The 13,078-nt window shown below is 71.0% G+C and carries 11 protein-coding genes and 1 pseudogene; 4 read left to right on the top strand and 8 right to left on the bottom strand.

Annotated features, from left to right (window positions below; translation table 11 throughout):
• Positions 1-34 precede the first annotated feature (34 nt).
• A complete protein-coding gene (locus ACIP9H_RS06490) occupies positions 35-1,654 on the bottom strand; it encodes a tannase/feruloyl esterase family alpha/beta hydrolase (protein WP_401581757.1) in 1,620 nt (539 codons plus the stop codon).
• Between the two features lie 593 nt (positions 1,655-2,247).
• Between ACIP9H_RS06490 and ACIP9H_RS06485 the strand changes: the two genes are divergently transcribed.
• Positions 2,248-3,249, top strand: coding sequence for an acyl-CoA desaturase (locus ACIP9H_RS06485; RefSeq protein WP_401581754.1), 1,002 nt, complete (start codon positions 2,248-2,250; stop codon positions 3,247-3,249).
• Positions 3,250-3,489: 240 nt separating this feature from the next.
• Here the strand turns inward: ACIP9H_RS06485 and ACIP9H_RS06480 are convergent.
• A pseudogene (locus ACIP9H_RS06480) lies at positions 3,490-4,023 on the bottom strand (esterase-like activity of phytase family protein); the annotation flags it as partial.
• A gap of 52 nt (positions 4,024-4,075) precedes the next feature.
• Positions 4,076-4,213, bottom strand: a complete 138-nt coding sequence (locus ACIP9H_RS06475) for a hypothetical protein (RefSeq protein ID WP_401581751.1) — start codon at positions 4,211-4,213, stop codon at positions 4,076-4,078.
• A gap of 181 nt (positions 4,214-4,394) precedes the next feature.
• On the opposite strand from ACIP9H_RS06475, the gene ACIP9H_RS06470 reads away from it, so the two are divergent.
• Positions 4,395-4,838, top strand: coding sequence for an SRPBCC domain-containing protein (locus ACIP9H_RS06470; RefSeq protein ID WP_401581749.1), 444 nt, complete (start codon positions 4,395-4,397; stop codon positions 4,836-4,838).
• Between the two features lie 67 nt (positions 4,839-4,905).
• On the opposite strand, the gene ACIP9H_RS06465 is transcribed toward ACIP9H_RS06470, so the two are convergent.
• Positions 4,906-5,448 carry an EF-hand domain-containing protein gene (locus tag ACIP9H_RS06465; protein ID WP_401581747.1) on the bottom strand — a complete coding sequence of 181 codons (543 nt, stop codon included), beginning with the start codon at positions 5,446-5,448 and terminating at the stop codon, positions 4,906-4,908.
• A 130-nt stretch (positions 5,449-5,578) separates the two neighbouring features.
• A complete protein-coding gene (locus ACIP9H_RS06460) occupies positions 5,579-6,823 on the bottom strand; it encodes an MFS transporter (protein WP_401581744.1) in 1,245 nt (414 codons plus the stop codon).
• A gap of 61 nt (positions 6,824-6,884) precedes the next feature.
• On the opposite strand from ACIP9H_RS06460, the gene ACIP9H_RS06455 reads away from it, so the two are divergent.
• Positions 6,885-7,280, top strand: coding sequence for a MerR family transcriptional regulator (locus ACIP9H_RS06455; protein WP_401581741.1), 396 nt, complete (start codon positions 6,885-6,887; stop codon positions 7,278-7,280).
• Between the two features lie 19 nt (positions 7,281-7,299).
• Here the strand turns inward: ACIP9H_RS06455 and ACIP9H_RS06450 are convergent, their stop codons facing one another.
• The 3 genes from ACIP9H_RS06450 to ACIP9H_RS06440 all read right to left on the bottom strand — a co-directional run bounded on the left by ACIP9H_RS06450 (position 7,300) and on the right by ACIP9H_RS06440 (position 9,077).
• Positions 7,300-7,869, bottom strand: coding sequence for a GNAT family N-acetyltransferase (locus ACIP9H_RS06450; protein ID WP_401581738.1), 570 nt, complete (start codon positions 7,867-7,869; stop codon positions 7,300-7,302).
• Between the two features lie 116 nt (positions 7,870-7,985).
• Positions 7,986-8,552: a DinB family protein gene (locus ACIP9H_RS06445; protein WP_401581736.1), complete on the bottom strand. Its 567-nt coding sequence runs from the start codon at positions 8,550-8,552 to the stop codon at positions 7,986-7,988.
• 39 nt (positions 8,553-8,591) lie between these two features.
• Positions 8,592-9,077 (bottom strand): DUF3293 domain-containing protein, encoded by a 486-nt coding sequence (locus ACIP9H_RS06440; RefSeq protein ID WP_401581733.1) that lies wholly within the window; start codon positions 9,075-9,077, stop codon positions 8,592-8,594.
• Between the two features lie 463 nt (positions 9,078-9,540).
• On the opposite strand from ACIP9H_RS06440, the gene ACIP9H_RS06435 reads away from it, so the two are divergent.
• A complete protein-coding gene (locus ACIP9H_RS06435; RefSeq protein ID WP_401957853.1) occupies positions 9,541-12,978 on the top strand; it encodes a CARDB domain-containing protein in 3,438 nt (1,145 codons plus the stop codon).
• Positions 12,979-13,078 lie beyond the last annotated feature (100 nt).

The following is a 13,078-nucleotide window of genomic DNA, read 5'->3' as shown; positions in this document are numbered from 1 at the left end:
CCCGGCCGTCGGACCCTCCGGGTGCGCGGCGCGGTCAGTGCCGGGACGGAACCACGCAGCGGAAGCCGGAGGCCGTGCCCGGCTCACCGGTGCCGACGTAGCGGGAGACCTTCGGGTAGCCGCAGAGGTCCCGGCTGACACTCTGCCCGGCCGAGTCGAGCAGGGTGGCGGGAAGCGTCCTGGGGGCCTTGCCGTGCTCGACCCAGGTCCTCAGCGCACCGAGGTCGTCGGTCGTGCCGTCGCCCGCGTTGAGGCCGCAATGGTTCGTGCCCGGCGCGAGGAAGAGACGGTAGAAGTCGTCGACCTTCTTGGTGCCGCCCATCATGGCCTCGACCCGCTCGCGGTACGCGACCGTGCCCTGGGCCGGGATGAACTGGTCCGCCAGGCCGTGCCAGCTCAGCAGCTTGCCGCCGGAGTCGCGGAAGGCGGAGAGGTCGGGGTCGTCGGTGCCGATGACCTTGTCGTACTCGGCCTCGGACTGCCGGAACAGCTGCGCGAACCGGCTGTAGGTGATCGTCGAGACGTCGAACGACGGCTGCTTCTCCACCCACAGGGTGACCCAGGAGCGGGGCACGGGGAAGGGTTCGCCCTTGACGTCGCCGTTCGCGTCGGGCGCGGTGACTCCGGCCAGCGCCGACAGGTCCGCTCCGACCGGGACGCCGGGCCACAGCTTCTCGCCCGACTGGGTGCGCGGGCCGTCCCAGATCCTGCGGACCACGGCTGCCTCGGCGGCTGTGATCTCCAGCTCCTTGCCGTCGCAGACCACCTTGGTGCCGATCAGCCGGCGCGGGTCGAAGTCGCACCGCGACGGGTCGTTGACCAGACCGTCCGCGAGGCCGTCGGCTGTGTCGCAGGCCTTGACGGCCGCGTCGGTGAAGGCCTTGAACTCGCAGGCCGTCGGGTAGGTCTTCTCGTTGTTCATCACGACCTGCGGCCACAGGGTGGCGACCTCGAACTCGTCCCAGTTGACGGCCGGCGCCTTGGCGAGGATGCCGTCGTAGTCGCCTGGGTGGCGCTGGGCCTCCATGTAGCTCTGGCGCCCGCCGGTGGAACAGCCGTTGAAGTACGAGTAGGCGGCACGCCTGCCGTAGACGCCGTCGACGACCTGCTTGCCGACGACCGCCGCCTCGTGCTGGGAACGGTCCGCGAAGTTCTTCAGCAGCGCGGTGTCGACCTTCCCGTTGCCGTTGAGCGCCCAGCCGACGTCGAGCACGTCGCCGACGCCCGCGTCGGTCGTGGTGACGGCGTAGCCGTTCTTGACCGCGGTGCCCATCCCGACGCCGTTGTCACCGGCCGCGTAGGCACTGCCGCCGAGCGCCTGGAAGCGGCCGTTCCAGCCCTTCACGGGCAGCCAGGTCCGGATCCTGGCGTGGTCGTTGTCCCCGGGGTGGGTGACGGTGACCGTCACCTCGCAGTAGGCGGGGACGTCGGTGACCGTGCCGCCCAGGACGCCGGTTCCGTGAACGGTGCCTCCCTCCTGGCGTACCGCAGTCGCGGACTCCACCCTGGTACCGGCCGGGGCCTTCACGGATGCCGTCGTACAGGTGGGCGCCGAGGCACCTATGGCGTTCCCGGACTCCGCCGACGCGGTCGGCAGATACCCCGCCGCGGCCAGCGGCACGCAGGCGGCAAGAACGGTCAGAGCTCGTTTCACAGGTTTCCCATCCAAAGAAGAAGACGTGCGCCGGGACGTGCCGAACCTGCCTCCATGGAGGAGGCTCCGGGCCCGAGGTTGATCACGACCGTATCACCGGTTAAAGAGGTGACGGAAGGGGGCGGTCGGCCAGGGAGTGACACCACGTGTGAGCCGGGTCAATCCGGCGGTACATGGGGGTGGGTCGCGACATCACCGGGCGAACGCCGCAGCGTGTGGCGACATGTCGGCTGACGTCCTTTCGGCGTGTCACGCTCGCACGCCCTCGGCGGTTGGTAGGCAGCCCGGCAGGCGGTGCGGTGGCGATGGTCGGCGCGCCCCTCGGTGTCCAGGTCCGGCATGCGGTTCACACACAGGAGGTGAACGCGTAGAAAGGTGGGCAGGATGAGGCGATTGGAACGTCACGAGGCGTGTCAAGCGATTTTCGGTCCAGCGCCGTTCACACCCTGGACATCGGCGACGACCTGCGCCGATGCCGTCCGGTGGAATCCTTTGCGTGGACTGGCGGGCACGTTTGGCCGTGCGCACGGATGCGCATGATCCCGTCGGTCCGGCATCACCTCCGAAATGGCTCGAGCAACGGCGAGGAACCCATGAACCCGAGCGACGCTGACCGTGCTGAACAGGCCGTCGCCGAACGCGACGCCGAGACCGCGGCGGAGGCCAGGCCGCTGCTCGACGCCCCGCAGACGGCCGCGGCGGGGGTGGCGATGTGGCTCTTCGTCGTCGGCCCGCCGGTCGCCCTCATCGCCGTGGTGCCGTTCGTGTGGGGCTGGGGCCTGTCCGCCCTGGACATCGCCATGGCCGTCGTCGCCTACCTGGTCTCCGGCTTCGGCCTGACGGTCGGCTACCACCGCCTCTTCACGCACCGCTCGTTCAAGGCCCGGCGCGGTCTGCGGATCGCCCTGGCCGTCGCGGGTTCGCTCGGCGTCGAGGGCTCGCCGGTCCAGTGGGTGGCGAACCACCGCCGCCACCACGCCTTCGCCGACCGCGAGGGCGACCCGCACTCGCCCTGGCGCTACGGCTCCGACACCCGCGCACTGGTCAAGGGGCTGCTGCACGCCCACATCGGCTGGATGCTCAAGCGCGAGCTGAGCAACCGGACCAGGTTCGCGCCGGACATCGCCGCCGATCGCGACATGCAGGTGATCGGCAGGCTCTTCGGGCTGCTGACCGCCGTCTCGCTGCTGGTGCCGGCGCTCGTCGGCGGGCTCGTCACCGGCACGTGGACCGGCGCGCTGACCGGGTTCTTCTGGGCCGGCGTGATCCGGATGGCGCTACTGCACCACGTCACGTGGTCGGTGAACTCGGTCTGCCACGTCGCGGGCAACCGCCCGTTCATCAGCCGCGACAAGGCCACCAACTTCTGGCCGCTCGCCCTGCTGTCCTTCGGTGAGAGCTGGCACAACTCGCACCACGCCGACCCCACGGGCGCGCGGCACGGCGTCCTGCCGGGCCAGCTCGACCCGTCGGCGCGCCTGATCTGGATGTTCGAGAAGCTGGGCTGGGTCCACGACGTGCGCTGGCCGAGGCCGGACCGCGTCAACGCCCGTCTGCTGTCGGGACCGGTCGGCTCGCCCGAGTCCGCCGCCTGACACGTCGCGAGCAGGTGTCGCACGATCCGTCCCGGGCCCTCCGGTCGCCCGAGGGCCCGGGACGGGACCCGCGCGTGATCGGACGAACGCGCGCCAGTCGGCGTCCGGTCCGTGCGAGAGCCGGATGGTGATGAACTCGTTGTTGTCCGCCTTGCCCGGGGTACGGCCGGACGAGAACGGGAAGTTGTTGTCGTTCATGACGGCCGGCGTCCGGTCGTCGAGCAGGACCACGTCCTCGATCGTGGTGAACGGGAAGCGGAAGGTCGTCCCGAAGCCGTCGATGCCCTTGGGGTCGGCTATGTTCAGCAGGTCGGCCACCAGGGTCTTGTCCATGGCGCCGTCGTGGTCGCGGTCCCGCGTGTCCGCGAGGTGGATCCGCTTGAACCGGGCGTCGTCGCCCTGCCCGCCGTCGCGCTCGATGACGGGGAAGCGGTGGCTGTCGACCGCGATGGCGTCGCCGATGGCGTTCGCCGGCGACTCCAGGCGGTAGGTCCAGCGCTTGCCGGTGTACCGGCCCGCACGCAGGTCGAACTCGTTGAAGCGCAGGTCACCGGGAGTGTCGCCGTTGACCGTGCCCTCCAGGAGCGGGTACAGCCGGCGCCCGTCGACCGAGCGGACCATGCCCTCGAGGCCCTTGCTGCTGAGGATGGTGAGCTGCTCGCCGTTCAGGTAGGGGTTCTCCGGCGCCTTCACACCGGCCAGCGGGACCGGGGCCTGCAGGAGCCGGCCGTTCGAGGAGAAGTGCAGCAGGAACGGGCCGAACTCGTCGCCCATCCAGTACGTGCCGTCGTGGGCCCGCGCGATGCGACGTCGAAGTCGGCGCCGGTCAGCGTGCGGTCGGCACGAACGTCTCCGCGGGCAGGGGCGCCAAGCCCGTCAGGCGGGCCTGCCCGAACTCCGCGTGGGCGCGGTCGGCCTCGGCGGGCGAGGCGGGCGCCACGGTCAGCGCGGCGGCACTGAGCATGATCAGGAGTTTTCTCGTGACGGCACGTCAGGGAGGCCGCATGGCGGTATGGTCAACAAAAGGCAAAGTCCGAACTCGGGCGCGATGACGCGTGACGCGTTGCCGTCAGGGCCGATGACTTTCGGCGCGAGCCCGTGTCTACAGTGCGGCAACCCGGCAAGAGTGAGACAGGGAGCATGAGATGACCACGGAACAGACGACGGCCGAGGGTTTCTCCTACACCTTGGAGCGGACCCTGGAGGCTCCTGTGGCGGCGGTGTGGAACGCCTGGACCAGGGCGGAGGACTACGTCCAGTGGTCCTACGCCGCCCCCGGATCCGTCGAGATGGACGCGCGGCCGGGTGGGACGTGGAAGGCGACGATGGTCACGCCGGACGGCGGGCAGTTCCCGTTGACCGGTTCGTTCGTCGAGGTCGAGGAGAACCGGCGCCTGGTGATGGGCATGGACGTGCCCGGGGAGGACGAGCAGGCGCTCATGACCGTCGAACTCACCGACCAGGACGCCTGGTTGACGCGCATCGTGGTCTCCCAGACCTGCGACACCGCCGACAAGCGGGACTTCGCCGAGCAGGGCACCACCATGCTGCTGGACAGCCTGACGGCCTTCCTCAAGACCGCGAACTGACGCTTCACGGCACCGGGGCCGTACCGCTCGGCGGTACGGCCGACGGCGCGGAGCAGCCGATGGACGGTCAGCCGACGGGGATCCGGCCGCAGAGCCAGTTGCCCGGCTCCACCGGGTTGTCGCTGATCCAGAACTGGCGCCACAGCATGGCGAACTCCTCGCGGCTGAGGTGGCCGTCGCCGTTCAGGTCGAGCAGTTCGAAGATGCCCGTCATCTCCACGGGCTGCCCGTTCCACGTCTCCACGAGCCGCTGGTGCTCCTCCGACGAGATGCGGCCGTCGCCGTTGGCGTCCACGGCGTCGAAGACGGTCTCCGCGGTCGCGGTGACGTCCCCGACCATGGCGGGCAGCCTGTCGACGAGCGACAGCAGTTCCTGCATGTCGACCGTGCCGTCGCCGTTGGCGTCACCGGCGTCCAGCAGCGCTGCCCACCATTTCATCAGCAGCGTCTCCACGCGCGTCCGGAGCTCCGTCCCGGGGCCCACTCCCGGCAGCCGGCTCCAGCGGGCCACGAGCGCCCTGAAGTCCTCCTCGCACAGATAGCCGTCGCTGTCCGCGTCGAACGCGGCGAACATCCCCCTGAGCTTGCGCTCCTGAAACGCACTGGCCACGAGCGGCCTCCTTCGGCGCAGAACCGGACCACGACGCGCGGGCGACAGCCCGGCGGGACGGCGGGTACATCAAAAACTGTAGGCCGCGGCATGACCGGGCCTCCACGAGCACGTGTGCGCGAACGATCACTCACATGCGTTGCGCGGTCGTTCCGAAGAGCCGCAGCGCCACGGCGCTGACGGGCACGACGGCGATCATCAGCGCACCGCAGCCGACGAGGACGGCGGGGGCACTGGTCCGGTCGAGGAGCAGGCCGCCGAGCGCCGCGCCCACGGGTGAGGCCGTCAGGAGCACGGCGCTGCGTGCGGCCAGCACCGCGGTGAGCGAGCCGGCGGGCGCGCGGTCCTGGATCAGGGTGAACGACAAGGCGGAGTAGGGGCCGTAGACGAGTCCGGCGAAGGCGAAGCCGATGAGGGAGGGAACGGCGCTGCGCGTGACGGCGAAGGGGAGCATGCCGACACCGTGGCCCGCGATGATGCCCAGGATCGCGGGCCGGAGAGGGAGGCGTGGACGTCCGGCCGCGCCCAGCGCGAGAGCGCCGACGACGGCTCCGATCCCGAAAGCGGCCCAGTAGGCGCCGAGCAGCCCCGCACCGGCGTCGAGGTCGCCGGAGACGAACAGGGGAAGGGCGACTTCGACGGGGCCGAAAGCGAGGTTGAACACCCAGGTCACGAGGAGCAGGCCGAGGAGTTCCGGTTGCCGCCACAGCATGCTCAGCCCGCGTGCGGTGCCCTCCGGCTCCGGTTGGGGCGGGGGAGCGGTGGTGGTGCGGCCGGCCTGGACGGCGAGCAGGGCGAACGTTGTCGCGTTCATGCCGATGATCCACGCCGGGGACATCACGCCCACCAGCAGACCCGCGAGGGCCGGGCCCGCGGTCGTCGCGCTCCACAGGCTCGTGCTGAGCACACTGTTGGCCACCGCACGCCGGCCGGCGGGGAGCAGAGGTACGAACAGCGCGTACTTGCCCGCGCTGCCCCAGGCGTGGAGCAGCGACGAGGCGGCCAGGAGCCCGACGTACACGGCCGGGGTGAGTACACCCGCCGCGTGAGCGAGAGGAACGGCCCCCAGCAGCAACGCCCGTAGCGCCGCGTCGGTGACCAGCAGCCGCTGGGCGGGCAGGCGCCGCACCCACCGGCCCAGGACCAGTGCGCCCAGGGCGCCGGGCAGGACGTACGCGGCGACAGCGGTGCCGACCAGCGAGCCCCGGCCGCCGTCCGGGGCCAGGCCGAGCGCCAGCCACGCGACGGCGACGACGCTCATGCCGTCGCCCAGGTCCGACAGCGCGAAGACCGGCATCAGCCGCCGGAAGGTCCGGTCGGCGAACAGTGCGCGGTACGGGCCGGGCAGCGGCCGATCCTGCTGTGCTGAGACCATGCGGGTCACACTCGTGCTTCAAGCACGCTTGAAGTCAAGGCGGGACCAGGAAGGGGCGGGCATGCGCCATCTGCCCATCGGCGAGCTCGCGGCCAAGGCCCGCGTGCGCACTTCGGCGCTGCGTTACTGGGAGGAGCGCGGCCTGCTGCCCGGCGCGCGCCGCGAAGGGGGCCGCCGTGTGTGGCCCGCGAGCACGGTGCGCCGGGTCGCCCTGATCAAGATGGCGCAGCGCGCCGGGTTCACCCTGGCCGAGATCACCCGGCTGCTGGGCGACGACACCACGCCCTCCGCCACCCGCCAGTGGCGGGACCTGGCCGAACGCAAACTGCCCGAACTCGATCAGCACATCGCAGAGACCCAGGCCCTGCGCCGGGCCGTCGCGGACTGCCTGGAGTGCGGCTGCATGAACTTCGACCAGTGCGTCCTGCTCGACGCGCCGGACGCGACCACCGGCTGAGCGGGGCCTGCGACCGCGGTCACAGTGACTGGGAGAACCGGCGGCACACGTGGACGCGGGCGAACTCGCCACGCAGCCGGGCCGCATCGGCGAGCCGCGCGTGCGAGAAGGAGGTCATCGGCAGCAGACCGGGGCGACGCGCGGCGATGGCGCGGTCCGGTTCTCCGTTGCCGCTGCGGTAGCTGGCGTAGACATGCAGGTAGTGGTCGCTCTCGGCGAAGCCCATGGCGCGGTACCAGTGCAGTGTGGCCTCGTCGTCCCGTGTCCACGCGTCCAGGGTCGAGGCGCCCGCCTGGCGGGCCCGGTCGCGGGTCAGCGCGAGCAGTCGCCGCCCGAGCCCACGGCGCTGGTGGTCGGGGTGGATCGCCACGGTGCCGATGGTCGCCGACTCGCCGTCGAGGGTGGTGTCCATGATCCCGGCGACCGCGCCCGCGGCGTCCACCGCCACCAGGTCCAGGGCGGCGACCGGGGACGTCCGCTTCGAGGGCTGGACGTCGTCGAAGTAGGCCGTGCCCAGGAAGGACACCACCCGGCAGCGCAGCCAGGACGTCTCGTCGGCCGGGATGTACTCGCGGATGGTGTAAATCAAGTCGGTCCCTCACTCGTCGGGTTGTCCCGCCCGCACCCCGGGCGGACGTGACGGGGCGGATCAGTGACGTCGGCGCTGCCGGGCCGGTACGCCGAGAGCGGTGCCCGGCGCGCCCGTCACTGGCCCACCCTGCCGTCGACGCACTCGCGCAGCAGGTCGGCGTGTCCGCAATGGCGGGCGTACTCGTCGATCCGGTGCACCATCAACTCGCGGACCGCGATCCTCTCCTTCCCGACCCGGCTGCCCAGGTACGGGTACGCGGCCAGTGCGGCGTCCGTCGCCGCCTGCTCCCGCCCCAGATCGGCGAACGCGGCGTCGACCACGGCCTGATCGGCGACCGCGCCGTCGAAGTCGCCGTCCCGCGCGCCGTACAGCTTCGGCAGCGGTTCGCCGTCGCTGACCCAGTTCCGCCAGTCCCGTTCCACCTCCGCGAGGTGCCGGACCAGGCCGAGCAGCGACATCGTCGAGGGCGGGACCGACCGGCGGGCCAGTTGCTCCGCGTTCAGGCCCTCGCATTTCATCCGCAGGGTCAGGCGGTAGTTGGCCAGGAAGTCCTGGAGCGTCGCCGACTCCCCTTCAGGACTGTCCTCGTTGTTGCGGGGATCGGCGTCCGGATCGGCCCACATGTCGGGGTACACCGTCGCCTGGGTCCATCGCTCGGGCTGATCGTTCATGTCCCGCATGATGGGCCGCCGCGATTCGACGCCGCCACCGCATTTTCCTCATGGCCGCAGGAGTGTCGCGTGCCAGTCGGCCGGGGGCGCGTCGAGTACGGCGGGTGTGCAGGCCAGCAGCCGCCACGCGGTCGGTGACCAGGCGAAGACGGCGTCCTGGCCGAATTGTCGGCCGAGCGCCCTGGCCTGCAGGTCGTCCCAGCCGGCGACGGCCGCGCTGACCTCGCTGTGGGTGCCGGCCCGGTCCCCACCGACGGCCGGCCACCACTGCCGGCCGGTTGCGCGGATGTGGTCGTGCAGGGCGTGCTGCGCACGGAGGTTGGCCTCCGGGGGCGTCGCGCGTCCGGCCGGGTCGAAGGCGGTCACGATGTGGATCGTCTGCCCGCCGGCGAGCGGGTAGGGCAGACCCGGCACGCCGCGCGGGGCTGTGCCGGGCGCGACGCGCAGGGTGCGGGTGGGGAAGGCGATGTCCACGACAGCGCGCAGGTAGCAGGACCACTGCGCGGGCTGAGGGGCAGGAGGAACGTCAGGCACAAGGGTCTCCTTCGCAAGGGACCCCCTTACCTGCCGGCAGGGAGATCCGCGGCCTCGCCCAAACGGGAAGGCCGGGACTGTCGGCCGCTGATGCTGGCACAAGCATGTGCCCGAAGTCCATGTCGCTCGGGCGGCATTGATCTTACGTAAGGCACTCAATATTTTGCGTTGATTCCGCGGCCGTGCGAAGGGGGTGCGTCCCGTCAGTGCGGCCGTCCAGGGGGATCGTCCCCGTTCCGTGCGGTGGTGGTGTGTCAGTCGGCGCACGCAAGCGGAAGATGCGGCACGCAAGGCCGTGATCGCGGCAACGGCCGTGATATTACGCGCTGTTGACAAATCCGAGACGTCCGAGAAACCTGATGACGCAGTTTCCGCAAGAAGTCGACTGTCTGACTCAAGTGCCGTGCATGGCCACATCTCGCCCTCCTGCCGCGTTCCCCCCTCCACGGAATAGAGGACCCCCATGAGATGGAGACCCCTCGGCCGACGGTCGCTGTCCGGCGCCGTCCTGGCCGGACTCATGACCGTCGGGCTGTCACCGCTGCCCTTCGCCTCCACCGCCCAGGCCGCCGCACCGGCCGCGCAGGCGGCGGCCGCCGACGTCAACCTCGCACTGGGCCGTCCCGCCACGGCGGGCGGCTCCCTCGGTGCGTATCCGGCGGGGAACACCACCGACGGGACCCAGGCCTCCTACTGGGAGGGCCCGACAGGGTCGTTCCCCCAGTGGGTGCAGGTCGACCTCGGTGCCACCAGGACCGTCGACCGGGTCGTGCTCAAGCTGCCCACGGGGTGGGAGACCCGCACCCAGACGCTCGCCCTCCAGGGCAGCACCGACGGCTCCGCCTTCGGGACGCTCTCCGCATCGGCCGGACGCGTGTTCAACCCCGCCCAGGCCAACACCGTCGCCGTCGACCTGACGTCCACCGCCGACGCCCGGTACGTCCGCGTCAGCATCTCCGGCAACACCGGGTGGAACGCCGCGCAACTGTCGGAGCTCGAGGTGTACGGCGAGGAGGACGGCGGCACCGAACCGCCGCCCACCGGCACCAACCTGGCCCGCAACAAGCCGGTCGAGGCCACCTCGTCGACGCAGACCTACGTCGCCGCCAACGCAACCGACGACTCGACCTCCACGTACTGGGAGGCGGCAGGCCACCCCGCGGACCTCACCGTCAAGCTCGGCACCCCGGCCGATGTCACCGCCGTCGTGGTCAAGCTCAACCCGGACCCGGTGTGGGGCGCGCGGACCCAGGGCATCCAGGTGCTGGGCCGTGCGGCGTCCGACAGCGGCTTCACCTCGCTGCGCGACCGCGCCGACTACGCCTTCAGCCCCGGAAGCGGCAACTCGGTGACCATCCCGGTCAGCGGCCGCTGGGCCGACGTGCGGCTCCGGTTCTTCTCCAACACCGGCGCGCCCGGCGGACAGGTCGCCGAATTCCAGGTCGTCGGCACGGCGGCGCCCGCGCCCGATCTGACCGTCACGAGCCTGGACTGGTCGCCGGCCGCCCCGTCCGAGCGGGACGCGGTCACCGTCAACGCCGGTGTCCGCAACGCCGGCACAGCGCGTTCGGCGGCGACGACCGTCGACGTCAGCGTCGAGGGGACGGCCGCGGGCAGTGCCACCGTGCCCGCGCTCGACCCCGGTGCCTCCGCCACGGTCGCCGTCTCCACCGGCACCCGCGCGGCGGGCAGCTACGCGGTCGCCGCGGTTGTCGACCCCCGCAACACGGTCGCCGAACTGGACGACACCAACAACAGCCGCAACGCGGCGAGCAGACTGGTCGTCAGCCAGGCACCCGGGCCCGACCTGGAGGTCGCCGGGATCACCACGAGCCCCGCGAATCCGGCCGTGGGCACGCCCGTCTCCTTCACCGTCGCCGTGCACAACCGCGGCACGACCGCCGCCGCGGCGGGTTCGGTGACCCGCCTCCAGGCCGGGACCACCACGCTGAACGGCACGACCGGCCAGGTCGCGGCAGGCGCCACCGTGAACGTGTCCATCAGCGGCACATGGACGGCGACCGCCGGCGGGGCCACCCTCACCGCCACCGCGGACGCCACGGGCGTGGTCGCCGAGACCAACGAGGACAACAACGTGCTCGCCAAGTCGCTCGTGGTCGGACGCGGCGCCGCCGTGCCGTACACCGAGTACGAGGCGGAGGACGGCCGCTATCAGGGCACCCTGCTCACGGCGGACGCCAAGCGGACCTTCGGGCACACCAACTTCGCCACCGAGTCCTCCGGCCGCAAGTCCGTCCGGCTCGACTCCGGGGGCCAGTACGTGGAGTTCACCTCCACCACGTCCACCAACTCCGTCGTCGTGCGCAACTCCGTCCCCGACGCCCCGGGCGGCGGGGGAGCCGACGCCACGATCAGCCTCTACGCCGACGGCACCTTCGTGCAGAAGCTGTCGCTGTCGTCCAAGCACAGCTGGCTGTACGGAAGCACCGACGACCCGGAAGGGCTCACCAACCGGCCCGGCGGCGACGCGCGGCGGCTCTTCGACGAGTCCCACGCGCTCCTGCCGCGGACTTACCCGCAGGGCACGACGTTCCGCCTCCAGCGCGACGCGGGGGACTCGGCGGCCTACTACGTCATCGACCTGATCGACCTGGAGCAGGTCGCCCCGGCGGCGGCGAAGCCGGCGAACTGCACCTCGATCACCGAGTACGGGGCCGTCCCCGGCGACGGGCTCGACGACACCGACGCCATCCAGCGGGCGGTCACCGCCGACCAGAACGGCCAGATCTCCTGTGTGTGGATCCCGGCCGGGCAGTGGCGCCAGGAGCAGAAGATCCTCACCGACGACCCGCTGAACCGCGGCCAGTACAACCAGGTCGGCATCAGGGACGTCACCATCCGCGGCGCGGGCATGTGGCACTCCCAGCTCTACACCCTGACCCCGCCGCAGAACGCGGGCGGCATCAACCACCCGCACGAGGGCAACTTCGGCTTCGACATCGACGACAACACCCAGATCTCCGACATCGCCATCTTCGGCTCGGGCACCATCCGGGGCGGCGACGGCAACGCCGAGGGCGGCGTCGGCCTCAACGGGCGCTTCGGCAAGAACACGAAGATCACCAACGTCTGGATCGAACACGCCAACGTCGGCGTCTGGGTCGGCCGCGACTACTCGAACATCCCCGAGCTGTGGGGCCCCGGCGACGGCCTGGAGTTCACTGGCGTGCGGGTCCGCGACACCTATGCCGACGGCATCAACTTCGCCAACGGCACCCGTAACTCCACCGTCTACAACTCCTCGTTCCGGAACACCGGCGACGACGCGCTGGCGGTCTGGGCCAGCAAGTACGTCAAGGACACGTCCGTCGACGTCGGCCACGACAACCACTTCCGCAACAACACCGTCCAGCTGCCCTGGCGGGCCAACGGCATCGCGGTGTACGGCGGGTACGGCAACACCATCGAGAACAACATCGTCTCCGACACGATGAACTACCCGGGCATCATGCTCGCCACCGACCACGACCCGATCCCCTTCTCCGGCCAGACCACGATCTCGGGCAACGCCCTGTACCGCACGGGCGGCGCGTTCTGGGGCGAGGCGCAGGAGTTCGGCGCCATCACGCTCTTCGCGCAGGGCACGGACATCCCGGGCGTGACCATCCGGGACACCGAGATCCACGACTCCACGTACGACGGCATCCAGTTCAAGACCGGCGGCGGCACGATGCCCGGCGTCAAGCTCACCGACGTCCGCATCGACAACTCCGTGAACGGCTCCGGCATCCTCGCGATGAGCGGCGCCCGCGGCAGTGCCGCCCTGACGAATGTCACGATCACCAACTCGGCGCAGGGCAGCGTACTGATCGAGCCCGGCTCCCAGTTCACCGTCACCGGCGCACCGGCCGGCCTGACCGCGCAGCGCAGGACCGACTGACCCCGGTGGGTCTCCGGCTCCCGCGCGGGGAGCCGGAGACCCCGTCCGCCCGTCGTACCCGGAGATCTGTTCCTGAACGGATGCGGTCCCTACAGTTGGT

This window comes from Streptomyces sp. NPDC088732 (assembly GCF_044751205.1).
Classification (GTDB): Bacteria; Actinomycetota; Actinomycetes; order Streptomycetales; family Streptomycetaceae; genus Actinacidiphila.
Note: the sequence above shows the minus strand (reverse complement) of the source record. Positions and strands in the feature narration are given on the sequence as shown.